21 protein-coding genes and 1 pseudogene are annotated in these 23,659 nt (G+C 67.9%); 11 read left to right on the top strand and 11 right to left on the bottom strand.

What is annotated here, in order from left to right:
• Positions 1-43 precede the first annotated feature (43 nt).
• Positions 44-397, bottom strand: a complete 354-nt coding sequence (locus BN2156_RS02950; RefSeq protein ID WP_090510053.1) for an oxidoreductase — start codon at positions 395-397, stop codon at positions 44-46.
• Positions 398-625: 228 nt separating this feature from the next.
• Between BN2156_RS02950 and sucB the strand changes: the two are divergent.
• The 5 genes and pseudogenes from sucB to BN2156_RS02925 form a co-directional block, all read left to right on the top strand.
• Positions 626-1,865, top strand: a pseudogene (sucB, locus tag BN2156_RS02945) (2-oxoglutarate dehydrogenase, E2 component, dihydrolipoamide succinyltransferase); the annotation flags it as partial.
• A 25-nt stretch (positions 1,866-1,890) separates the two neighbouring features.
• Complete coding sequence (locus BN2156_RS02940; protein WP_090510050.1) at positions 1,891-2,799, top strand: TIGR01777 family oxidoreductase; 909 nt, start codon at positions 1,891-1,893, stop codon at positions 2,797-2,799.
• A gap of 38 nt (positions 2,800-2,837) precedes the next feature.
• Positions 2,838-3,512, top strand: coding sequence for a lipoyl(octanoyl) transferase LipB (lipB, locus tag BN2156_RS02935; protein WP_090510048.1), 675 nt, complete (start codon positions 2,838-2,840; stop codon positions 3,510-3,512).
• 4 nt (positions 3,513-3,516) lie between these two features.
• Positions 3,517-4,461, top strand: coding sequence for a lipoyl synthase (gene lipA, locus BN2156_RS02930; RefSeq protein WP_090510045.1), 945 nt, complete (start codon positions 3,517-3,519; stop codon positions 4,459-4,461).
• Between the two features lie 4 nt (positions 4,462-4,465).
• Positions 4,466-5,218 (top strand): DUF4191 domain-containing protein, encoded by a 753-nt coding sequence (locus BN2156_RS02925; protein ID WP_090510042.1) that lies wholly within the window; start codon positions 4,466-4,468, stop codon positions 5,216-5,218.
• Between the two features lie 92 nt (positions 5,219-5,310).
• On the opposite strand, the gene BN2156_RS02920 is transcribed toward BN2156_RS02925, so the two are convergent.
• A complete protein-coding gene (locus BN2156_RS02920; protein ID WP_162839205.1) occupies positions 5,311-5,796 on the bottom strand; it encodes an RDD family protein in 486 nt (161 codons plus the stop codon).
• Between the two features lie 155 nt (positions 5,797-5,951).
• On the opposite strand from BN2156_RS02920, the gene glnA (BN2156_RS02915) reads away from it, so the two are divergent.
• The 4 genes from glnA (BN2156_RS02915) to BN2156_RS02900 all read left to right on the top strand — a co-directional run bounded on the left by glnA (BN2156_RS02915) (position 5,952) and on the right by BN2156_RS02900 (position 8,828).
• Positions 5,952-7,388 (top strand): type I glutamate--ammonia ligase, encoded by a 1,437-nt coding sequence (gene glnA, locus BN2156_RS02915; protein WP_090510040.1) that lies wholly within the window; start codon positions 5,952-5,954, stop codon positions 7,386-7,388.
• Between the two features lie 188 nt (positions 7,389-7,576).
• Positions 7,577-7,903, top strand: a complete 327-nt coding sequence (locus tag BN2156_RS02910) for a darcynin family protein (RefSeq protein WP_090510037.1) — start codon at positions 7,577-7,579, stop codon at positions 7,901-7,903.
• A 45-nt stretch (positions 7,904-7,948) separates the two neighbouring features.
• Complete coding sequence (dtd, locus tag BN2156_RS02905; protein ID WP_090510034.1) at positions 7,949-8,380, top strand: D-aminoacyl-tRNA deacylase; 432 nt, start codon at positions 7,949-7,951, stop codon at positions 8,378-8,380.
• Positions 8,381-8,411: 31 nt separating this feature from the next.
• On the top strand, positions 8,412-8,828 hold the full coding sequence (locus tag BN2156_RS02900) for a DoxX family protein (protein ID WP_090510032.1): 417 nt from the start codon (positions 8,412-8,414) through the stop codon (positions 8,826-8,828).
• Here BN2156_RS02900 and BN2156_RS02895 read toward each other — a convergent pair.
• From BN2156_RS02895 to BN2156_RS02865, 7 genes are all read right to left on the bottom strand, one after another.
• Entirely contained in the window at positions 8,825-9,682 is an 858-nt protein-coding gene (locus BN2156_RS02895; RefSeq protein ID WP_090515389.1) for a TIGR03619 family F420-dependent LLM class oxidoreductase, read from the bottom strand. The two genes, BN2156_RS02900 and BN2156_RS02895, sit on opposite strands and share 4 nt — an antisense overlap.
• Complete coding sequence (locus tag BN2156_RS02890; protein WP_090510029.1) at positions 9,679-10,308, bottom strand: PaaI family thioesterase; 630 nt, start codon at positions 10,306-10,308, stop codon at positions 9,679-9,681. Before BN2156_RS02890 ends, BN2156_RS02895 begins: the two co-directional genes overlap by 4 nt.
• 72 nt (positions 10,309-10,380) lie before the next feature.
• Positions 10,381-13,383 (bottom strand): bifunctional [glutamine synthetase] adenylyltransferase/[glutamine synthetase]-adenylyl-L-tyrosine phosphorylase, encoded by a 3,003-nt coding sequence (locus tag BN2156_RS02885; protein ID WP_090510027.1) that lies wholly within the window; start codon positions 13,381-13,383, stop codon positions 10,381-10,383.
• Between the two features lie 37 nt (positions 13,384-13,420).
• A complete protein-coding gene (glnA, locus tag BN2156_RS02880) occupies positions 13,421-14,761 on the bottom strand; it encodes a type I glutamate--ammonia ligase (protein WP_090510024.1) in 1,341 nt (446 codons plus the stop codon).
• 51 nt (positions 14,762-14,812) lie between these two features.
• Positions 14,813-16,339 carry an alpha/beta fold hydrolase gene (locus BN2156_RS02875; protein ID WP_162839204.1) on the bottom strand — a complete coding sequence of 509 codons (1,527 nt, stop codon included), beginning with the start codon at positions 16,337-16,339 and terminating at the stop codon, positions 14,813-14,815.
• An 89-nt stretch (positions 16,340-16,428) separates the two neighbouring features.
• Entirely contained in the window at positions 16,429-17,943 is a 1,515-nt protein-coding gene (locus tag BN2156_RS02870; protein WP_235625191.1) for an alpha/beta hydrolase, read from the bottom strand.
• 65 nt (positions 17,944-18,008) lie between these two features.
• Positions 18,009-19,400, bottom strand: coding sequence for a WS/DGAT/MGAT family O-acyltransferase (locus BN2156_RS02865; RefSeq protein ID WP_090510019.1), 1,392 nt, complete (start codon positions 19,398-19,400; stop codon positions 18,009-18,011).
• A 157-nt stretch (positions 19,401-19,557) separates the two neighbouring features.
• Between BN2156_RS02865 and panB the strand changes: the two genes are divergently transcribed.
• A complete protein-coding gene (gene panB, locus BN2156_RS02860) occupies positions 19,558-20,415 on the top strand; it encodes a 3-methyl-2-oxobutanoate hydroxymethyltransferase (RefSeq protein WP_090510016.1) in 858 nt (285 codons plus the stop codon).
• Between the two features lie 91 nt (positions 20,416-20,506).
• On the opposite strand, the gene BN2156_RS02855 is transcribed toward panB, so the two are convergent.
• Both BN2156_RS02855 and BN2156_RS02850 read right to left on the bottom strand, forming a co-directional pair.
• Complete coding sequence (locus tag BN2156_RS02855) at positions 20,507-21,292, bottom strand: enoyl-CoA hydratase/isomerase family protein (RefSeq protein WP_090510013.1); 786 nt, start codon at positions 21,290-21,292, stop codon at positions 20,507-20,509.
• Between the two features lie 10 nt (positions 21,293-21,302).
• On the bottom strand, positions 21,303-22,001 hold the full coding sequence (locus BN2156_RS02850) for a TetR/AcrR family transcriptional regulator (RefSeq protein WP_090510010.1): 699 nt from the start codon (positions 21,999-22,001) through the stop codon (positions 21,303-21,305).
• Between the two features lie 160 nt (positions 22,002-22,161).
• Here BN2156_RS02850 and BN2156_RS02845 point away from each other — a divergent pair, with 160 nt between their 5' ends.
• Entirely contained in the window at positions 22,162-23,658 is a 1,497-nt protein-coding gene (locus BN2156_RS02845) for a CYTH and CHAD domain-containing protein (protein WP_090510008.1), read from the top strand.
• Position 23,659: the final 1 nt, after the last annotated feature.

Genomic DNA, 23,659 nt, shown 5'->3' with positions numbered 1-23,659 from the left:
AACGAACAGTATCCAATACCGGAGGTATCGGTTGCCCCCGACTCTAGCGGTCGTCCAGCTCGCGCCGCACGGCGCGCTCCCGTTCGATGCGCCGGCGCGCATCGAAGTCCCGCATCCGTTGCGGATATCCCACCTTCTGGACGTCGTACACCGGAATCTGCAGCCGGTCGCTGAGCCGGCGTGCCCCGGCCTCACCGCCGGCGCGGCGCCGGGTCCATTCCCCGTCGGCAGCTACCAACACGACGGTCACGTCGGTGACGGTGGTGCGGGGCTCCACGAAGGCCTCGACGCCGACGTGCTCGGCCACCCAGCGCTGCAGATACCGCAGATCCTCGAGCGCATCGCCGCCGGATCCGCGCGCCGAGCGGCCCCGGCGAAACGCATCGAACAACCCCAACGGAACGGTCTCCTCAGCTCTGGGGAAGTTCAGCGAACTGCCCTGCAAACCCTCACTCGATAGTGCCAGAGCCCGGAGCAACCCTGAGTGCGTGCGAATGGTGCTGCAGTGACAGGATGGTTCCGACAATCCACCTAGGTGCCGTACCCAGTGCACCTAGCTGTGGTAAGCCAGAGTTCGAGTCGTCACAAGTGACCGTCCGAGGAGTCAATACACATGGCCATCTCCGTCCAGATGCCCGCGCTAGGTGAGAGCGTCACCGAGGGGACCGTCACCCGCTGGCTTAAACAGGAGGGCGACACCGTCGAACTCGACGAGCCGCTGCTGGAGGTGTCCACGGACAAGGTCGACACCGAGATCCCGTCGCCCGCCGCGGGTGTGCTGACGAAGATCGTCGCCCAGGAGGACGACACCGTCGAGATCGGTGGCGAGCTCGCGGTCATCGGCGACGCGGGCGAGGCTCCCGCGGCGGCACCGGCCCCGGAGGGCACCCGCGGCGGAGACCGCCGCGGCCGGCGACGGTTCGCCCTACGTCACCCCGCTGGTGCGAAAGCTGGCTGCCGAGAACGGCGTTGACCTCGCGGAGGTCAAGGGCACCGGCGTCGGCGGTCGCATCCGCAAACAGGATGTGCTCGCCGCGGCCGAGGCCAAGAAGGCACCTCCGGCACCGGCACCGGCCGCCTCTGCGGCCCCCAAGGCCGCCGCCCCCGCTGCCTCGGCGGCGCCGGCTCCGGCCCTGGCCCACCTGCGCGGAACCACGCAGAAGGCCAACCGGATTCGCCAGATCACCGCGAAGAAGACACGCGAATCGCTGCAGGCGACCGCGCAGCTGACCCAGACCCACGAGGTCGACATGACCAAGATCGTGGCGTTGCGGGCCCGGGCGAAGTCCGACTTCGCCGAGCGCGAGGGTGTCAACCTCACCTACCTGCCGTTCATCGCCCGTGCCGTCATCGATGCGTTGAAGATCCACCCGAACATCAACGCCAGCTACAACGAGGACACCAAGGAGATCACCTACTACGACGCCGAGCACCTCGGCTTCGCGGTCGATACCGACCAGGGTCTGCTCTCCCCCGTGATCCACAACGCCGGCGATCTGTCGTTGGGCGGGTTGGCGCGGGCCATCTCCGATATCGCGGCGCGGGCCCGGTCGGGCAACCTCAAGCCCGACGAGTTGTCCGGTGGCACGTTCACCATCACCAACATCGGCAGCCAGGGGGCGCTGTTCGACACCCCGATCCTGGTGCCGCCGCAGGCGGCGATGCTGGGTACCGGGGCGATCGTCAAGCGGCCGCGGGTCATCTCCGACGACTACGGCAATGAATCGATCGGCGTGCGCTCGGTCTGCTACCTGCCGCTGACCTACGACCACCGACTGATCGACGGCGCCGACGCCGGCCGGTTCGTGACCACCATCAAGCGCAGGCTCGAAGAAGGCGCGTTCGAGGCCGACCTCGGGCTGTAAGGGCCGTTAGGAGGGGCTCCCCACTGTGGCGGATGCCGTCATCGCGATAGCGGGATCATCCGGTCTGATCGGCTCGGCGCTGGTGTCAACGCTGCGCGCCGCCGATCGCCGGGTGCTCCGGATCGTACGCAGGGCACCATCGAACGGCGACGAGCTGTTCTGGAACCCCGACACCGGGGAGTTCGACGCCGGCGCACTGCACGGCGTGGACGCGGTAGTGAATCTCTGCGGCGTCGGCGTCGGCGACAAACGTTGGTCCGGCGCCTTCAAGCAGAGTCTGCGCGACAGCCGGATCGGCCCCACCGAGGTGCTCGCCGGCGCCGTGGCCGACGCCGGGGTGCCGGTGCTGATCAACGCGAGCGCAGTCGGCTACTACGGCGACACCAGGGACCGGGTGACCGAGGAGTCGGCGCCACAGGGCCACGGTTTTCTGGCGGGGCTGTGCGCGGACTGGGAAGCGGCCACCGCGCCCGCCATCGCAGCCGGGTCCCGGGTGGCGCTGTTGCGCACCGGGCTTGTGATGGCCCCGTCGGGGGGCATGGTGAACCGGCTCAAGCCGTTGTTCTCGCTGGGCCTGGGGGCCCGGTTGGGCAACGGCAGGCAGTACATCCCGTGGATCAGCCTGGAGGACGAGATCCGCGCGGTGCTGTTCGCGATGGAGAACGAAAGCCTTTCGGGTCCGGTCAATCTCACCGGTCCGGCTCCGGTGACCAACGCCGAGTTCACCGCCGCCCTGGGCCGGGCCCTCAACCGGCCCACCCCGGCGATGGTTCCGGGGTTCGCGCTGCGCACACTGCTGGGCGAGTTCGCCGACGAAGCGCTGCTCGTGGGTCAGCGTGCCATCCCTGCCGCACTGGAACGTGCCGGCTTCGTCTTTCACCACAAGACCATCGGTGAGGCGCTGGCCTACGCCACCGCGCCCAAAGACCTGTGAGCCCGGACTCCGCGCAGCCGGGGCGTACCGTCGACGCTGTGACATCCATCCGCTCGGCCGCCGCTCCCCTTGAGGTGCGGCGCCTGGGCACACTCGATTACGAAGCCGCCTGGGAGCTGCAGCGCGAGATCGCCGACGCCCGGGTGGCCGGTGGGCCCGACACCCTGTTGCTGCTGGAACACCCGGCCGTCTACACCGCGGGCAAGCGGACCGAGCCGCATGAACGTCCGCTGGACGGCACCCCCGTCGTCGACACCGACCGGGGCGGCAAGATCACCTGGCACGGCCCCGGGCAGCTGGTGGGCTATCCGATCATCGGGCTGGCCGAGCCGTTGGATGTGGTGAATTTCGTTCGGCGCCTTGAGCAAGCACTCATCAGCGTGTGCGCGGATCTCGGCCTGGAGACCGAGCGGGTCGAGGGACGCTCCGGGGTGTGGGTACCAGGCGACGGGTTGCGGCCGGCGCGCAAGGTCGGGGCGATCGGCATCCGGGTGTCCCGGGCGACGACGCTGCACGGATTCGCGCTGAACTGTGATTGTGACCTGTCCGCGTACTCGTCGATCGTGCCGTGCGGAATCGCCGACGCCGGGGTGACGTCACTCACGGCCGAACTGGGCCGCCGCGTCACCGTCGGGGACGTCACCGACCGGGTCGCCACCGCCGTGAGCGACGCGCTGGACGGACGGCTGGAAGTAGCTCTGAAAGTAGGATGAAGCGGTGACTGTGGTTCCTGAAGGTCGGAAGCTGTTGCGTCTGGAAGTCCGGAATGCGCAGACCCCCATCGAACGCAAGCCACCGTGGATCAAGACCCGGGCCAAGATGGGTCCGGAGTACACCGCGCTCAAAGGCCTGGTGCGCCGTGAGGGTCTGCACACGGTGTGCGAGGAGGCCGGTTGCCCCAACATCTTCGAATGCTGGGAGGACCGGGAAGCCACGTTCCTGATCGGCGGCGAGCAGTGCACCCGCCGGTGTGATTTCTGCCAGATCGACACCGGCAAGCCGGCCGAACTGGACCGCGACGAACCGCGCCGGGTCGCCGAGAGTGTGCAGGCGATGGGGCTGAAGTACTCGACGGTGACCGGGGTGGCCCGTGATGACCTGCCCGACGGCGGAGCCTGGCTGTACGCCGAGACGGTCCGTCAGATCCATGCGCTGAATCCGAACACCGGTGTCGAGTTGTTGGCGCCGGACTTCAACGGCAACCCGGACCAGTTGGCCGAAGTGTTCGAGTCGCGCCCAGAAGTGTTCGCGCACAACGTCGAAACGGTACCGCGCATCTTCAAGCGGATCCGTCCGGCCTTCCGGTACGACCGCAGCCTGGCGGTGATCACCGCCGCCCGCAACTTCGGCCTGGTCACCAAGTCGAACCTGATCCTCGGGATGGGCGAGACCATCGACGAGGTGCAGACCGCCCTGCGGGACCTGCACGATGCGGGCTGCGACATCGTCACCATCACCCAGTACCTGCGGCCGTCGCCCCGGCACCATCCAGTGGAGCGCTGGGTACACCCCGATGAGTTCGTCGAGCTGTCGAGCTATGCCGAGGGCCTCGGATTCGCCGGCGTGCTGGCCGGACCACTGGTGCGGTCGTCCTACCGGGCGGGCAGGCTCTATGCGCAGGCCGCACGGGTTCGGTTCGCAGATCAGCCCCCCGTATCCTGATGTAATGGCGAAAACGCGCAATGCCGCAGAAACCAAGGCGGCAAAGGCCGAGGCGAAGGCTGCCCGCAAGGCGGCCTCCAAGCAGCGGCGCAGTCAGCTGTGGCAGGCATTCCAGATCCAGCGCAAAGAGGACAAGCGTCTGCTGCCGTACATGATCGGCGCGTTCGTGCTGATCGTCGCTGCCGCCGTGGTCGCCGGGGTGCTCATCGGCGGGTTCACCATGTACACGCTCATCCCGCTGGGTGTGGTGCTGGGTGCGCTCGTCGCCTTCATCATCTTCGGCCGGCGGGCCCAGAAGTCGGTGTACCTCAAGGCCGAAGGCCAGACCGGTGCCGCGGCCTGGGCGCTGGACAACCTCCGCGGCAAGTGGCGCGTCACCCCCGGCGTGGCGGCGACCGGTCACTTCGACGCAGTGCACCGCGTGATCGGCCGGCCCGGCGTGATCTTTGTTGGCGAGGGTTCGGCCAACCGGGTCAAGCCGCTGCTGGCCCAGGAGAAGAAGCGCACCGCCCGCCTGGTCGGCGAGGTTCCGATCTACGACATCGTGGTCGGCAACGGCGAGGGCGAGGTGCCGCTGTCCAAGCTGGAGCGCCACCTGAACAAGCTGCCGGCCAACATCACCGTCAAGCAGATGGATTCGATCGAATCGCGGCTCGCCGCACTGGGCACCAAGACCGGCCCCGCCGGTATGCCCAAGGGCCCGATGCCCGCCGGCGCGAAGATGCGCGGGGTGCAGCGCACCGTGCGCCGGCGCTGATCTCAGCTGCCGACCCCTCGTTCGTAACGCCACGGCGATCTGACGACTGTTTTTTCGCCCTGGCGTTACGCACGCGGTTCGACTGAACGCGCCTAGCGGCGCACCACGGCGGTGAACGTCAGCCGGTCGTGCAGACCCCGCAGATCGCTGTCGGAGACCAGCGGCGGGATCACCAATGCGATCAGCACCACCCGCAGGAACGCCCGCACGATGCCGATCCGGTCCCGCCCGTCGGCCGGCACCACGGCCAGGCCTACGGCCAGCTGCCCCGGTGTGAACGAGAACAACCGCACCGCGACCGTGCCCAGCACCATCCAGATCACCAGCACGGCCGTGGACAGCATGGGCAACGAGATCAGACCAAGGGCCATCACCAGACCGGCCAGCCCGTAGGCGACCAGCCAATCGATCAGGAGCGCACCGAGCCGGCGGCCCATCCGGGCCAGCGAGCCGGACCCCGACTCGGGCAAGCCGAGGCGCTCACCAGGGTATTTACCCCGGCCGTCCTGGGCGTCCTCGCCGTCGCCGGCGTCGAAAGGTCCGGGTCCGGACAGCCAAGTTCCCATCGTGCGCGCCATAGGGCCAGAATAGGCGGGACCGATCGAGTGACGGTCAGTAGCTCACGTCACAAAGAACGGTGATCGCGTAACTTGCGCGCAACATATGGTTGACGACTGCGCAACATCGTGTCCTTAGCGTCAACCCGCGGGTTACCAGTAAAGGAGAACACTCAGTGGCAGAAAAGACGTCCGACGACATCTTCAAGCTGATCAAGGACGAGAACGTCGAGTACGTCGACATTCGCTTCTGCGATCTGCCCGGCGTCGTCCAGCACTTCTCGATCCCGGCGTCGGCGTTCGACCAGAGCGTCTTCGAGGACGGCCTCGCGTTCGACGGCTCGTCGGTCCGCGGCTTCCAGTCGATCCACGAATCCGACATGATGCTGCTGCCGGACCCCGACACCGCGCGCATCGACCCGTTCCGCGCCGCCAAGACGCTGAACCTGAACTTCTTCGTGCACGACCCGTTCACCCGTGAGGCGTACTCCCGCGACCCGCGCAACGTGGCCCGCAAGGCGGAGAACTACCTTGCCAGCACCGGTATCGCCGACACCTGTTACTTCGGCGCCGAGGCCGAGTTCTACATCTTCGACTCGGTGAGCTTCGACTCGAAGATCAACGGCACCTTCTACGAGGTCGACTCCGAGTCCGGCTGGTGGAACACCGGCGAGCCCTTCGAGGCCGACGGCTCGGCCAACCGTGGCTACAAGGTCCGCCCCAAGGGTGGCTACTTCCCGGTGGCGCCGTACGACCACTACGTCGACCTGCGCGACGAGATGTCGACCAACCTGATCAACGCGGGCTTCACCCTGGAGCGCGGCCACCACGAGGTGGGCACCGCCGGCCAGGCCGAGATCAACTACAAGTTCAACACGCTGCTGGCCGCGGCCGATGACGTGCTGCTGTTCAAATACATCATCAAGAACACCGCATGGGCGAACGGCAAGACCGTCACGTTCATGCCGAAGCCGCTGTTCGGCGACAACGGCTCGGGCATGCACGCCCACCAGTCGCTGTGGAAGGACGGCAAGCCGCTGTTCCACGACGAGTCCGGCTACGCGGGCCTGTCCGACATGGCGCGCCACTACATCGGCGGCATCCTGCACCACGCCCCGTCGCTGCTGGCCTTCACCAACCCGACGGTGAACTCCTACAAGCGTCTGGTGCCGGGCTACGAGGCCCCGATCAACCTGGTGTACAGCCAGCGCAACCGTTCGGCTTGCGTCCGTATCCCGATCACCGGCAACAACCCGAAGGCCAAGCGCCTCGAGTTCCGCTGCCCGGACAGCTCGGGTAACCCGTACCTGGCCTTCTCGGCAATGCTGATGGCCGGTATCGACGGCATCAAGAAGAAGATCGAGCCGCTGGCCCCGGTCGACAAGGACCTCTACGAGCTGCCGCCGGACGAGGCCGCCAACATCCCGCAGGCCCCGACCTCGCTGGCCGCGGTGATCGACCGCCTCGAAGAGGACCACGAGTACCTCACCGAGGGTGGCGTGTTCACCGAGGATCTGATCGAGACCTGGATCTCCTACAAGCGGGAGAACGAGATCATGCCGATCCAGATCCGGCCTCACCCGTACGAGTTCAGCCTGTACTACGACGTCTAAGTCGTCTGAGTCGACGTATGGCTCGGATTGTGGCCCCCGGCCTTGCCGGGGGCCACAGTCTTAGGCTAACCTAACTAACGCGAGCTCAACCGCTTGCGGTGCTGACAACCTCACAGGTCAACGGAGAGATTCGTTGGCCTTTTCGTTTCTCTCCAGTCGTATTCACAAGTGAGAGAACGAGGTTCACCATGTTCACGGTTTTCATGCTGGTCAAGACCAATCCGGAATGGCTCGGCTTCCCCGTGGCCAAACGCTTCGATGAGCTGGCGCGGCACCTGCAACCGATACTCGATCGGCACCCCGCCGTGAGTTTTCGTTGGTACGACACGGAGTTCTACACCGCCAGGGTCACCGACGTCTTGCTGTGGGAGGCCGCCGATCCGCACGAGTATGAGCTCGCGATCGAGGAGCTCCGTGAAACACCACTGTGGGACCGCTATTTCACCATCGTCGAGATCCTCCCGGGGGTGGCGAACGCCTACGCGGACAACTACGGCAGATCCGCCCTCGGGTAGGCACCCGACCGGCGGCCGGCTCGGCGCCGAAAGCACAATGGACCGATGCGTGTTCTGGTGCAGCGGGTGACATCGGCGAGCGTTGCGGTCGACGGCGAAATCGTCGGTGCCATCGAGCCGAACCCGCAGGGGCTGCTCGCCCTGGTCGGCGCAACCCATGACGACGACGCCGCCAAGGCCCGCCGGATGGCCGAGAAGCTCTGGCAGTTGCGGATTCTCGACGGCGAGAAATCCGCGTCCGACGTCGCCGCGCCCATCCTGGTGATCAGTCAGTTCACGTTGTACGCCAACACCGACAAGGGCAGGCGGCCGTCGTGGAACGCGGCGGCGCCCGGTCCGGTCGCCGAGCCGCTGGTGGCCGAGTTTGCCGATGCGCTCAGACAATTGGGCGCCGTTGTGCAAACGGGGGTTTTCGGTGCGGATATGCAGGTGGAACTGGTCAATGACGGACCGGTAACGGTGTTGCTCGAGCTGTGAGTTCTTGGTCGTCTGGGCGTATTCTCTGCCCATGACGACCAATCTGGACACCCGGCTCGGCACACTGTCGCCGGCCGTCATCAGTTTGTTCCGTGTTGTGTTCGGCTTCCTGTTCACCATCCATGGAGCGTCGAAACTCTTCGCCTGGCCGGTCGATTCGGGAAGCGGCGCAGTGCCGGTGGGTACCTGGCCGTACTGGTACGCCGGCGTTCTGGAGCTGGTGCTCGGCCTGCTCATCATGGTGGGGCTGTTCACCCGCATCGCCGCGTTCATCGCCTCGGGTCAGATGGCGTTCGCGTACTTCACGCAGCATCAGCCCAAGGGGTTGCTGCCCATCGAGAACGGTGGCGAGCCGGCGGTGCTGTTCTGCTTCGGTTTCCTGCTGCTGGCCGCGATCGGCGGTGGCGCTTACGCGTTGGACGCGGTGCGCAGCAGGGGCAAGGTTTAGTCCAGCGCGAGGTCCTTGCGGAACCGCTTGAGTCCGTCGATCTTCTCGGCCAGCGTGGCGCCGGGGCCGGAGTAGAACATCCAGGGCATGGTGATGATGCCCTGGATCCCTCCGGCCTCCGCGCGGGCGTAGTGCTCGGGGGTGAAGGCATCGGTCAGCGGCGTGATGATCGTGAAATCGTCCATCGTCAAACCGTTTTCGGCGCGCAGGTCGCGTAGCCGGTCGACGCGCTGCAGGGCGGCCTCGGTGGAGATCAGGTCGCCGATCCAGCCGTCGTGCCGCGCCGCCCGGCGCAACGCGATATCGGACAGACCGCCGACGTAGATCGGGATGGGCGGCGGCGTGGGCTCCATCTCCAGGCGCGGCGCGGTGTAGAACTCGCCGGAGAACTCGGTCCAGCCGGGCTCCCACAGCTTCTTCATCAGGGCGAGCATCTCGTCGGTGCGCTTGCCGCGTCGCGCGAACTGCTGCCCCAGCAGGTCGAACTCCTCCTCGCACCAGCCCACGCCGATGCCGAGTTCCAGCCGCCCTTCGGCCAGATAGGCAGCGGTGCCAATGGCTTTCGCAGCCGAGTACGGGTCACGCATTGCGGGCAGGTACACCGTGGTGACGAATTTCAGCCGGGTGGTGACCAGCGCCAGCGCCCCGATCATCACCCACGGGTCCGGCCAGTCGGTGAATGCCTCCCAGCGTCGCTTGCCGTCCTTGGTGTAGGGATACGGCGTCCGCAGTGTCTCCAGGTTCACCACGTGGTCCGGGATTCCCATCCCGTCGTAGCCGAGATCGTCTGCCGCCCTGGCTACTTCGACGGCCTCGCGGGTGTCCATGAAGGCCATGCTCACGTAGATCTTCATCCGGCGTCCCGCGCCCACGCCGGCGTGATGAAGACGCCCTCGGCTTCGACGGTGATCCCGTCGGCGTCGCTGATATGGCCCCGCGCAAAGGTTTTGACGCCTTCGGTCCGGTCGATGTAGGCCTCGGCGCGCAACGGTCCCAGCGGCGTGCCGCGGCGGTACCGGCAGGTGATGGTCCCGGTGTAGCGCGGCTCGTTCAGTCCCCCACTGGCCACCTCGCCCAGGATGTGGTCGAGCACCAACGCGCAGATGCCGCCGTGCACCCAGCCCAGCGGCCCCTCATAGGCGGCGCCCAGCACGAATTCACTCCAGCAGCTGCCGTCCTCGGAGTGCTCGATCACCAATGGCGGGGCCAGCGCGTTGCGCAATCCGACGACCGGATTCGCCCACACCACCGGCCGGTTCGTCTCGGCGTGCAGCATGGCGTGCGGCCCGTCGCGCTGTTCGCGGCGCAGCGAGGCGGTGACGGCCTCGACGGCCGAGGTTGCCTCGGCGATGGTCTGTGGGTCCACCTGAGTACGCACGCCGGCGTCCACGAGTTCGCGCATTGCCCGGGCGAACGGCTCATAGAGTGCTTCGAGCCGATCGTGCTCGGCCGCGGTGATGACGTCGAACGTGTGCTGCATCCGGACTCCCAGTGAATTGGTTATACGCCCTTATTAACATCACCCACTGCGACGTCCTGCACGCGGGGCGGCTCAGCCGCCGAAAATCTTGCGGACCACACCCTTCGCCCGCCGCGTCACCCGCAGGTAGTTGTCCAGGAACTCCCCGCCGTCGTCGCTGCCCCAGCCGGCCGCCAGGGCGACCGCATTGAGCTGGCGACCGGGTCCGGGCAGCTGATCGGTGGGCTTGCCGCGCACCAGCACCAGGGCGTTGCGGGCACGGGTGGCCGTCAGCCACGCGTCGCGCAACAACTCGACGTCGGCCTCGGCCACGAGTTCGGCCGCGCCGATCGCGTCGAGAGCCTGCAGGGTCGAGGTGTTGTGCAGCGCAGGCACGTTGTGCGCGTAACGCAGTTGCAGCAGCTGCACGGTCCACTCGATGTCCGCCAGCCCGCCACGGCCCAGCTTGGTGTGGGTGTTGGGATCTGCCCCGCGCGGTAGGCGTTCGGCGTCCACACGGGCCTTGATGCGGCGGATCTCCTGGACGGCCTCGGCCGACACCCCGCCGGCCGGATAACGGGTCTGGTCTGCCATGAGCAGGAAGCGTTCGCCGAGCTCCAGATCGCCGGCCACCCGGTGGGCCCGCAACAGGGCCTGGATCTCCCACGGCTGGGCCCACTGTGCGTAGTAGGCCTCATAGGAGGCCAGCGTGCGCACCAGCGGCCCGTTGCGCCCCTCGGGGCGCAGCCCGGTGTCGACCTCCAGGGGCGGGTCCGCACTCGGTGTCCCCAGCAGGGCCCTGACCTGTTCGGCGACGCTCACCGACCAGCGCACCGCCACCGAATCCTCGACGCCGGAGACGGGTTCACAGACGAACATGACGTCGGCGTCGGAGCCGTATCCCAGTTCGCCACCGCCGAGGCGGCCCATGCCGATGACCGCGATGCGCGCGGGCACACCGGATTCGGGCGTGTTGGCCCGGATCACCGCGTCCAGTGCGGCCTGCAGCACCGCGACCCAGACCGAGGTGAGCGCCTTGCAGACGTCGGTGACGTCGAGCAGGCCCAGCACGTCGGCCGAGGCGATGCGGGCCAGTTCCCGACGGCGCAGCGTGCGCGCGGCGGCGATGCCGCGCACCGGGTCCGGGTGCCGTCCGGCGGAGGCCACCAGGGCACGGGCCACGCTGTCGGGATCACCGTCGAGCAGTTTGGGTCCGCTGGGGCCGTCGGCGTACAGCTGGATCACCTCGGGGGCCCGCATCAGCAGTTCGGGGATGTAGGCCGAGGTACCGAGGATGCGCATCAACCGCTTGGCCACCGCGCCCTCGTCCCGCAGGGTCGACAGGTACCAGCGCTGCTCGGCGAGCTCCTCGCTGATCCGGCGGTAGGCCAGCAGGCCTGCGTCGGGATCGGGGGTGTCCGACAACCAGTCCAGCAGTGTCGGCAGGAGCACCTGCTGGACGGTGCCGCGGCGTCCGCCGTGCCCGGTGAGCGCGGCGAGGTGGGTCAGGGCGCTCTGCGGCCCCTCGTAACCCAGCGCCTTGAGCTGACGTTCGGCCGCCTCGGTGCTCATCCCGGCGCCGATACCGACCGCCGGCTGGCCCACCGATTCCAGGAGCGGCTGATAGAACAGCTTGGCGTGCAGCCGCGACACCCGCATGCTCTGCCGTTTGAGTTCCTCGCGCAGCACGCCCGCCGCGTCGTGACGGCCGTCGGGCCGAACGTGCGCGGCCCGGGCCAGCCAACGGTAGGCCTCGTCGTCGCTGTCGTCGGGCAGCATGTGGGTGCGCTTGAGCCGCTGCAGCTGGAGCCGGTGTTCGAGCAGCCGCAGGAACTCGTAGGAGGCGGTCATGTTGGCGGTGTCGTCGCGCCCGATGTAGCCGCCCTCCCCCAGGGCCGCCAGCGCATCGACCGTGGACGCCACATGCAGCGAGTCGTCGTTGCGTCCGTGCACCAATTGCAGGAGCTGGACGGCGAATTCGACATCGCGCAGGCCGCCGGTGCCCAGCTTGAGCTCGCGGGCCCGCACCCCGGCCGGGACGAGTTCCTCGACCCGGCGACGCATGGCCTGGACCTCGGGGACGAAATCCTCACGCTCACAGGCGGTCCACACCATGGGCATCAGGGCGTCGACATAAGCCTGTCCGAGCTTGGCATCGCCCGCCGCCGGGCGCGCCTTCAGGAGTGCCTGGAATTCCCAGGTTTTCGCCCAGCGCTGGTAGTAGGCGATGTGCGATTCCAGGGTCCGGACCAGTTGGCCCCGTTTGCCTTCCGGCCGCAGCGCGGCGTCCACCTCGAAGAAGGCATCACCGGCGAACTGCATCATCTCGCCGGCGATGCGGGTTGCGGTGGCCAGGTTGTCGTCGCTGCCCCCGTCCGCGACGGGCTCCCCCACGAAGATGACGTCGACGTCGCTGACGTAATTCAGTTCGCGCGCACCGCATTTGCCCATGGCGATGACGGCCAGCCGGGGCTCGACCCCGTCCTCGCACACCACCCGCGTGGCGACGGTCAGTGCCGCGCCCAGCGCGGCGTCGGCCAGGTCGGAGAGGTGGGCGGCCACCTCGACGAAGGGCAGCACCGGCTCGTTCTCGACGGTGGAGGCAACGTCGAGGGCGCCCAGGACCAGCAGCCGGTCGCGGTAGAGATCGCGCAGCCCGGGCACGGCACTGCTTGCGCCCCTGTCGATCTCGGCGCCGCGGGCGGCGGCGGTGAAGGTACCGCGGAGCTCGTCGGCATCGGGGAGGCCGACGTTGCCGGACAGCAACCGCCACGACTCCGGATGGGCGACCAGGTGATCGCCCAGGGCCAGGGAGGATCCCAGCACGCCGAACAGCCGGCCCCGCAGGGCGCGGTCGGTCAGCAGTTGGCGGTTGAGTTCGTCGGCGCCGGCGCCGAGCGCATCGGCCAGCCGCACCATGGTCAGCAGCGCGATGTCGGGGTCCGGTGCGCGCGACAACGACCACAACAGCTCGACGTGGGCCTCGGTGCCCCAGCCGAGCTGCTCCAGGTGGGCCGACGCCTGCGGATGCACCAGACCGAGCCGACCGACGCTGGGCAGTTTCGGGCGATCGGTTGCAGGCTTGGGCACGTTCACGACGGTAGCGCACGAACCTCAAGCAGCGCCGCCGACTCTAGAGCGACAGGTAGTTCTTCAGCTCGTAGGGTGTGACGTGGCTGCGGTAGTTCTCCCACTCCGCGCGCTTGTTGCGCAGGAAGTAGTCGAATACGTGCTCCCCCAACGCTTCCGCGACGAGTTCGGAGTTCTCCATCGCCTCCAGCGCGTTGCCCAGGCTGGACGGCAGCTCGCGGTAACCCATGGCACGCCGCTCCTCGGGCGTCAGGCTCCAGACGTTGTCCTCGGCCTGCGGGCCCAGCACGTAACCCTTCTCCACGCCGCGCAGACCGGCGGCCAGCAGCACCGCGAAGGTCAGGTACGGGTTGCATGCCGAATCCGGGCTGCGGACCTCGACGCGCCGCGACGATGCCTTGCGCGGGGTGTACATCGGAACCCGCACCAGCGCCGAGCGGTTGGCCGCGCCCCAGGAGGCCGCAGTGGGTGCCTCGCCGCCGTGCACCAGGCGCTTGTAGGAGTTCACCCACTGGTTCGTGACAGCACTGATCTCGCTGGCGTGCTCCAGGATGCCGGCGATGAACGACTTGGCCACGTCCGACAGCTGCAGCGGGTCGTCGGGGCTGTGGAAGGCGTTGGTGTCGCCCTCGAACAGGCTCATATGGGTGTGCATGGCCGAGCCCGGGTGCTCGGCGAACGGCTTGGGCATGAACGAGGCGCGGACGCCGTCGGCCAGGGCGACTTCCTTGACCAGATAGCGGAAGGTCATCACGTTGTCGGCCATCGACAGGGCGTCGGCGTAGCGCAGGTCGATCTCCTGCTGGCCGGGAGCGCCCTCGTGGTGGCTGAACTCCACCGAGATGCCCATCTGCTCCAGGGCTTCGATGGCGTGCCTGCGGAAGTTCGGGGCCGAATCATGCACGGCCTGGTCGAAATAGCCGCTGTTGTCGGCCGGCACGGGCACCGAGCCGTCGTCGGGGCCGGGCTGCAGCAGGAAGAACTCGATTTCGGGGTGCACGTAGCAGGTGAAGCCCAGGTCGCTGGCCTTGGCCAACTGCCGTCGCAGCACATGCCGGGAGTCCGCCCACGACGGTGAGCCGTCGGGCATGGTGATGTCGCAGAACATGCGCGCCGAGTAGTGCTTGCCGGCGCTGGTGGTCCAGGGCAGCACCTGGAACGTGGACGGGTCGGGCCGCGCCACGGTGTCCGATTCCGAGACGCGGGCGAAGCCTTCGATCGACGATCCGTCGAAACCGATGCCCTCCTCGAAGGCGCCTTCGAGTTCGGCGGGCGCGATCGCTACCGACTTGAGGTAGCCGAGGACGTCGGTGAACCACAACCGAACGAACCGGATATCGCGTTCCTCCAGGGTGCGCAGCACGAATTCCTTCTGGCGGTCCATGAGCGCAGCGTAGGCATCGGCTGTTAATTCTGTGTTACGAGCCTGGAAGAGTTAGCAGGAGAGGTTGCCCGGCGAGGTCTGGTCGACGAAGAAATTGAGTACCGCGGAGTCCACGCAGGCGTCCCCGTTGAACACCACGGTGTGTTGGGTGCCGGTGAAGGAGATCAGCGCCGCGCCCATTTGCCGGGCCAGGTCCACCCCGGCCTGATACGGCGTGGCGGGGTCGCCGGTGGTGGACACCACCACGACCTTGCCCGGCCCAGGCCCGGTGATGGGGTGCGGCACCGACGTCGCGGGCACCGGCCACAGCGCGCAGATGTCACGGGGCGCATACCCGGTGAACTCGCCGTAGGCCATGAACGGGGCCGCGGCGCGGAGCCGCTGATCGGCGTCGGCCCACACCGCCGGATCGGTCGGGAACGGTGAGTCGACGCACCGGATCGCGGTGAACGCGTCTTGCAGGTTCTTGTAGTGCCCCGCCTCGTCGCGGTGCCAGTAGTCGTCGGCGAGCAACAACAGGTCACCGGCGTCGCCACCGCGCGTCAGGCCGAGCAGCCCACTGGTCAGGTAGGGCCAGTACCGCGCCGAGTACAACGCGTTGCCGGTACCGGTGATGGCATCGGCGTAGCCGAGCCCGCGCGGATCCGAGGTCGCGCCCGGCGTCGTCACCAAAGGGTCCACCAGGCCCTGGAACCGGCCGACGAACTGGGCGGGATCGGTGCCCAGGGGGCAGTCCGCCGATTTCGCGCAGTCGGCGGCGTAGGTGTCGAAAGCCCTCTGGAAGCCGGCGAGCTGGCGGATGTTCTTGGTGATCGGATCCTGGCTCGGATCGATGGCCCCGTCGAGCACCATGGTGCGCACCCGGTCGCCGAACTGTTCGGCGTACGCGCCGCCCAGCTCGGTGCCGTAGGAGAAGCCCAGATAGTTGATCTGCTCCTCCCCCAGCGCGGCCCGCACCGCGTCCATGTCCCGCACCGCTGAGGCGGTTCCGACATTGGCCAGGAACGGGGCGCCCATGCGGTCCAGGCACTGCTGGGCGAACTGGCGGTAGACGTCTTCGATGTGGGCGACCCCGGCCGGGCTGTAGTCGGTCAGCGACTCACGCCGGTAGGCGTCGATCTCGGCGTCGGTGCGGCAGCGCAACTCCGGCGTGGAATGCCCGACGCCGCGCGGGTCGAAGCCGACCAGATCGAAACGATCGGTCAGTGGCGAGCCTGCCAGCGCGGCGCCCATGCCCGCGACGGTGTCCACCGCCGAGGCGCCGGGGCCGCCCGGATTGATGAACAGGGCGCCGATCCGGTTGCCGCTGGCCGGAATTCGGATCACCGCCAATTGCGCTTGTGCGCCTTGGGGATCCGGTGAGTTCCAGTCCAGCGGTACCGGGATGGTGCTGCACTGTGCGGTCGGGATCGCGGCCGGATCCTGCACCCACTGGGCGCAACTTCCCCATTCCGGCCCCGATTCCGGAGCAGCCTGCGCAACGGGCGCCGAGACCGGACTCACCACGGCGGTAGCGCCGAGCAGCGTCGCCGCCAGAGCCCTGACCGCTTTCCCGCCCGCCAACCACACGGCAGTCATGGTCGCACGGCGGCCCACATCGGGTCTGTGCCTGAGGCCGACCAGAGATCGGCCGGAGACCATCCGGTGACCTGACCGGCCCGGGCCGGTCAGCAACGGGTGCCGGGTGGCGGCACCGTCACGTCGACGAGGTACGTGGCTGCGATGTCGTCGATGCACTTGTTGCCCTGGAACACCACGGTGTGCTGGGTGCCCTCGAAGGTCACCAGCGTGCCGCCGAGCTGGCGGGCCAGGTCGACACCGGCCTGGTACGGGGTCGCCGGATCGTTGGTGGTCGAGACCACCAGCGTCGGCGGCAGCCCCTTGACCGAGATCTCATGCGGCTCACTGGTCGGCGGCACCGGCCAGAACGCGCAGGTGCCCAGCGGTGCGTGACCGGTGAACTCGCCGTAGCTCATGAACGGCGCCACCTCACGGGCCCGCTTGTCCTCTTCGACGACGGTGGCCCGGTCGGTGATCGCGGGCTTGTCCACGCAGTTGACCGCGACGCGCACATCGGTCGAATTGTTGTAGTGGCCCTGGGCATCTCGGCCCATGTAGAGGTCGGCCAGCGCCAGCATCACGTCACCGTTGCCGTTTTTCAGGCCGGTCAGGCCGTCGGTGAGGTGCCGCCACAGGTTCGGCGAATACAGCGGCAGGATGGTGCCCACGGTGGCGTCGCTGTAGCTCAGCCCCCGCGAATCCCGGGTCTTGGCCGGATGTTCCACCAGCGGATCGATCAGGCTCTTGTACACCTCGACGGCCTTGGCCGGATCGGTGCCCAGCGGGCAGTCGGGGTTCTTGGCGCAGTCGGCGGCGTAGTCGTCGAAGGCCTTCTGGAATGCCGCGGCCTGACGGATGTCTTCCTCCACCGGATCCGCGTTGGGGTCGACGGCACCGTCGAGGATCATCGCGCGGACCTTCTCCGGGAACTGCTCGGCGTAGGTCGCGCCGATCCGGGTGCCGTAGGAGTAACCCAGATAGGTGAGCTTGTCGTCGCCGAGCGCGGCCCGGATGGCATCCAGGTCCTTGGCGACGTTCTCGGTGCCCACGTTCTCCAGGAACTCGGTGCCCATCTTGTCGACGCAGCGCTGGACGAAGGCTTTGGTCTCGTTCTCCAGGTGCTCGACGCCTTCGGGGGTGTATTCCACCGTGGGGTCGGCGCGCAGCCGGTCGTTGTCGTCATCGGAGTTGCACCACACCGCCGGGGTCGAGGATCCGACACCACGCGGGTCGAACCCGACGATGTCGAAGCGGTCCTTGACCGTCTGCGGCAGTCCGGACAGCAGGGAGACGGCCGAGTCGACACCGGATTCGCCCGGGCCGCCGGGATTGATCACCAGCGAGCCGATCTTCTGGCCGGCCGCCGGGAAGCGAATCATCGCCAGGCGGGCCACTTCGCCGTCAGGCTTGGAGTAGTCGACGGGCACCGACAGCATCCCGCATTCGGCGTTGTCGGGTATCTGTACGTGGTCGCCGGAACCGGCGTCGCACGGCAGCCATTGCACCGGCGTGCCGGGCCGCGGGACGGCGATCTTGGCTTCGCCGTCGACCATCTGGGTGCAGCCCGCCGCGGCCACCGCCGTCACCGCCAGCAGCGCGCCGAACCTCATCCTGAACGTCATGGCTGACCATGCTGCCATGGCGCGACGTCGCCGCAGGCCGGGCCTGGTGTCGAGGCGCGGTGGCACTATCGGGTAGCGGCGAGCAGTTCGCCGAGCGCGACGTGGAAATCGTCGGCCATATCCCACAGGTCAGGCAGCAGATCCGGGCAGGACATGATGCCGACGTCGAGCATCCCGGTCAGCGACATGACGGTGATGTTCAGCCCCGAACCGTGGAAGATCGGGCCAAGCGGGTACATCGCCTTGACCTCGCAGCCCAGCAGGTACAGCGGCTGCTGCGGCCCGGGCACGTTGGAGATGACGAGATTGTGGACGGGTTTGGCCCCGGACAGCCGGCTGGCCGCGTACACCCGCATCGCGGCGCCGAACACGGCCGGCGCGGCGAACTGCGTCCAGTCCTGAAGCAGCGTCGCACCGATGGCAGAACTGTGTTGCTTGGCAACGGAATTCGACGCGGCGATGGCCCGCAGCCGCTCGGCCGGATCCGCGATGTTGGTTTCGAGCTTGGAGAACATCCCCGACACCTGGTTGCGCCCCGGCCGGTCGGAGCGGTCGTGCACCGACACCGGCACCATCGCGACCAGCGAGTTCTCGGGCAGTTCGCCGCGGTCGTGCAGGAACGTGCGCAACACTCCTGACACCAGCGCCATCACCACGTCGTTGACCTTGACGTTGAAGTGGTTTTTGACGGTCTTGATGTCTTCGAGGTCCAGTTGGGCGAACGCGACGCTGCGCTGACCGGTGATGTTGGTGTTGAACGCGGTTTTCGGGGCGTTGAACGGGGCGGCCATCGCCTGGCCGTTGAAGGCCCGCCGCACGGTGTCGATGACGGTGCTGGCAGTGGTCGGCAGCACATTGGCAAGTTTCAGCGGGCGGGTCGCGAACCTGAGCGCCCCGCTGATGGCGATCTCGGCACCGGTGGCGGTGCCCACCCCGTCCACCGGATCGGGCGGCGGCGCGTCTGCCACGGTGGTGCACAACTGAGACATCAGGTTGGCACCGGTGACCCCGTCGACCCCGGAGTGGTGGATCTTGGTCATCAGTGCCAGGCGGCCGCCCGACTGGGCGTCGGTGCCCGCCACGTTCTCGATGACCCACATCTCCCAGAGCGGCCGGGTCCGGTCCAGCGGCAACGAGGCGATGTGGCCGCAGATCTCGGACAGCTCGGCGCGCCCACCCGGAGCCGGCAGCCCGATCCGGTGCAAGTGCCGGTTGACGTCAAAGTCCTTGTCCTCCACCCGCACCGGATGGTCGAGATTGAACCGGCTGTCGGCCAGCTTCTCCCGGAATTGCGGCATCGCCTTGATGGTCAACGAAAGTGCGTCACGCATCCGGTCGAAGGTGTAGCCGCCGGGCATGGTCGAGGTGTCCAGCTCTAGCACCGAGCACACGTGCATGGGCTGTGCGGCGGTTTCGAGGTAGAGGAAGCTGGCGTCGAGTCCGCTGAGCCGTTGCATGCCGCTGATGTTAGGGCTCCCCGCACGAACTGTGAGGAAATCCACTCGAACGTTTCTTTGGCCCGTGTTGGCCACAGTGGCAGACTTGACGTGTCAGCCGAACCCGGGGACCGCAGAGCGGCCTCGAGGATCGAACCGACCATCACAAGGGACAAAGATGTCTGAACAGTCTGTTTATGGTGCTTCCGATGCTGCCGCGGAATCCGTGGCAGCCAAGCCGCGTACCAAGGTCCGCACGCTCACGCTGCAGAAATGGAAGTCCGAAGGCCACAAGTGGGCGATGCTCACCTGTTACGACTACTCCAGTGCGCGAGTGTTCGACGAGGCCGAGATTCCGGTGCTGCTGGTCGGCGACTCGGCAGCCAACGTCGTCTACGGCTACGACACCACCGTGCCGATCACGATCGATGAGCTGATCCCCCTGGCCCGCGCCGTCGTCAAGGGCGCCCCGCATGCGTTGGTCATCGCCGACCTGCCGTTCGGCAGCTACGAGTCCAGCCCCCAGCAGGCCCTCGCGACGGCCACGCGCTTCATGAAGGAGACCGGCGCGCAGGCGGTCAAGCTCGAGGGCGGTGAGCGGATGGCCGATCAGATCGCCACGCTGTCGGCTGCCGGCATCCCGGTGGTGGCGCACATCGGCTTCACCCCGCAGAGTGTGAACGGGCTGGGCGGGTTCCGGGTCCAGGGCCGCGGTGACGCCGCCGAGCAGACGATCCACGACGCGATCGCTGTGCAGGAGGCCGGCGCGATCGCGGTGGTGCTAGAGATGGTGCCCGCCGAATTGGCCACCCAGATCACCGGCAAGCTGACGATCCCCACCGTCGGCATCGGCGCCGGGCCCAATTGCGATGCCCAGGTGCTGGTCTGGCAGGACATGGCCGGGCTCACCAGCGGCAAGACCGCCAAGTTCGTCAGGCGTTTCGGTGATGTCGGTGGCGAACTGCACCGAGCGGCAACGCAATACGCCCATGATGTGGCGACCGGGGTGTTCCCGGCCGAAGAGCACTCGTACTGATCTTCCCGCCGCCGAGATCAACGAAAACGTCGCTGCCGAACGGATGCAGCGACGTTTTTGTTGATCTGGCGGCGCGGACGCGACCGTCCGCTCAAGCGAAGTCGGGCTTGCGCTTGGCCAGGAACGCGTCGACGCCTTCGCGGCCGTCGGCGGAGTTGGCCCGCTCGGCGATGAACCGGCCCTCGGCCGCCATCTGCTCTTCGAGGCTGTTCTTGAACGAGGACACGAGAAGTGACTTGACCGCACCGTTGGATCCGCCGGAGCCGGCCGCGACGTCCTCGGCCAGTTTGGTGGCCCGGGCGGCCAGGTCGTCACCGGCGACGACGTCGGTGAGCAGGCCCCAGTCGAGTGCCTCGGCGGCCGAGAGGGTGCGGTTGGTCAGGATGAGCTCCTGTGCCCGGCGCAGCCCGACCAGGCGGGGCAGATGGTAGGAGGCGCTGCCGTCGGGGCTCAGCCCCACTTTGGTGTAGGCCATGGTGAAGGTGGCCGATTCGGCGGCCAGCGCCAGATCTCCTGCCACTGCGAGGCTGAATCCCGCACCGGCCGCGGTGCCGTTGACGGCGGTGATCAGCACGGCGTCCATCCGGGCGAACGACGAGATGGCCTGATGCAGGTCGTCGGCGACGCCCTTGATGAAGCGGCCACGGTCGGGTGCGGTGGCGAAGGACTTCAGATCCCCGCCCGCGCAGAAGAACCGGCCCGCACCGGTCAGCACCACGGCCTTGATCCCCGGGGTGTCGCAGCGCCGGGCGGCGTCGGCCAGTTCGCGAGTCATGGTGTCGTTCATGCCGTTGGCGGCGTCCGGACGGTTCAGCGTGATCCGCGCGACGGCGCCGGACTGCTCGAACGAGATGGCTTCATAGGTGGGCTCGGTCACGGCCCGAACTCTAGCGGGCCGGGGTTTTCGGTGGTCGAACCCCCAGCCGGGCCGCGGTGGCTGTCACCAGTGGAGCGAAGTCACCATGGAATCCGAGGATCCGCAGCGCACCCTCCCCGATCACCCATGGCTGCGCCGGCGAGCCCTCGACATCGTCGGAGCGGCTGTTGACCACCGACTCCACCAACCGGAACGGCAGGTCGGCGGCATCGGGCTGGCCGGCACATTCGGCGATCACCGCCTCCGACAGCTTCCGATACACCTCGCGAAGCTCGGCGCGTCGGCGCCGGAACGGTTCGAACCGGTCGGTGCGCAGCTCGGGTAACAGGTACAGGGCCCCCAGATTCCAGCGGCCCGCGCACAGTTGGTGCGCATCGGCGACGACGAGCGTGTGCAAGTGCTGTGCCGCCGGCCCCGCGCTGTCGATCAGCTCGGCGCCCAGCCGCAGCGCATCGTCGACGGTGTCGGCCAGCAACGCGTCGAGAATGTCGTCCTTGGTGCCGAAATGGTGATACAGCGAGGCCTGTCGCACCCCGACCTCGTCGGCGATGCGCCGGGTCGAGGTGCTGGCGTACCCGTGGGTGGTGAACAGCTCGGCGGCCGCGTCGAGGATCTGCTCACGGGCGGTCGTGCCCGGCCGGCGCGGCCGCTCCAGCCGCGGACGTCCGCGCCCGGCGGTGGCGCTCGCCGGCGTCCTGTCAGGCCCCATGTCAGCAACACTAGGAGACGCGGGTCGAGGTGACCGGCAGCGCGGTGACGCGAGCACCAAGTCTTGATGCTGCTGTGACCATGACACCGGTCGTGGCATCCATCCGGATATGGCACGCTGGTGCCATCCGATCCGCCTCCGGTGCACAGCGAAGGTGACTATGGCCCCCGGCAAATCCAAAACCGCGAGGTACACCGAAATCGAACGAAAGTTCGCGGTCACCGAAGCCACCGTCTCACCGTCGTTCGAGGGATTGTCGGCCGTCGCCGAGGTGGCGCGTACGGAAACCCAGCATCTGGACGCGGTGTATTTCGACACCCCGGATCGTGACCTTGCCGCGCACCGCATCACGTTGCGGCGCCGCACCGGCGGCAGCGACGCGGGTTGGCACCTCAAGCTTCCGGCCGGGGTCGATACCCGCACCGAGGTCCGCACCCCGCTGGGCTCGGCTACCGACACCGTCCCCGAGGATCTGAAGGACGTCGTGCTGGCGATCGTCCGGGACCGTCCGCTGTCCCCGGTGGCCCGGATCAGCACGCAGCGCAGCGTGGCGGTGCTGCAGGGGGCCGACGGCGACGCCCTCGCCGAGTTCTGCGATGACCGGGTCACCGCATCGGCCACCGGTCAGGATGCCGAGCAGAGCTGGCGGGAGTGGGAGCTGGAGCTGCTCACCGCCGACGTGCCCGACGATCTGCTGGATCGGTTGTCGAACCGGCTCGCCGATGCCGGCGCGGCCCCGGCCGGGCACGGTTCGAAGCTGGCCAAGGTGCTCGGCACCGATGAGGCGCCGGCGCCGACTCCCCCGGCCGATCCGGTGCATCGGGCGATCGCCGAGCAGATCGAGGCGTTGCTGGTGTGGGACCGTGCGGTGCGCGCCGACGCCTACGACTCGGTGCATCAGATGCGGGTGACCACCCGCAAGATCCGCAGTCTGCTGCAGGAGTCGAAGGGCGCCTTCGGGCTCGACGACGACGGCTGGGTGCTCGACGAATTGCGCGCGCTGGCCGCGGTACTGGGTGTGGCGCGTGATGCCGAGGTGCTGGCCGAGCGCTATCAGCACGCGCTCGACGAGATGCCTGCCGAGCTGATCCGCGGCCCGGTGCGCCAGCGACTGGTCGAGGGCGCCAACCGCCGCTATACGGCGGGCTGGCGGCGGTCCCTGTTGGCGATGCGCTCGCAGCGCTACTTCCGGCTGCTGGATGCGCTCGAGGAGTTGGTCAAGGCCGAGCAGCCCGAATCCGCGGACGGTGCAAAGTCTTCGGTGAGCATCGACTCCGCGTACAAGCGGGTTCGCAAGGCGGCCAAGACGGCTGCGGCGGCCGACACCGATGCCGAGGCCAGCGCCGAGGAGAAGGATGAGGCGTTGCATCGAATCCGTAAGGGCGCCAAGCGGCTTCGTTATACGGCCGCGGCCACCGGGGCAGACAAGGTGTCCGATCGCGCCAAGTACATCCAGACGCTGCTGGGCGAACACCAGGACAGCGTGGTGAGCAAGGCGCATCTGAGCACCCAGGCTGACGCCGCGCATGCCGCCGGCGAGGACACCTTCACCTACGGGCTGCTGTATCAACAGGAGCACGACACTGCCCAGCAGTCGCGGGCACTGCTGCAGGATGCGCTCAAGAAGCTGGACAAGGCGGTCCGCAAGGCCCACTAGG

It is taken from the genome of Mycolicibacterium neworleansense (assembly GCF_001245615.1).
Classification (GTDB): domain Bacteria; phylum Actinomycetota; class Actinomycetes; order Mycobacteriales; family Mycobacteriaceae; genus Mycobacterium; species Mycobacterium neworleansense.
The sequence above is the reverse complement of the archived record's forward strand: the minus strand, read 5'-3'. Positions and strand labels throughout refer to the sequence as shown.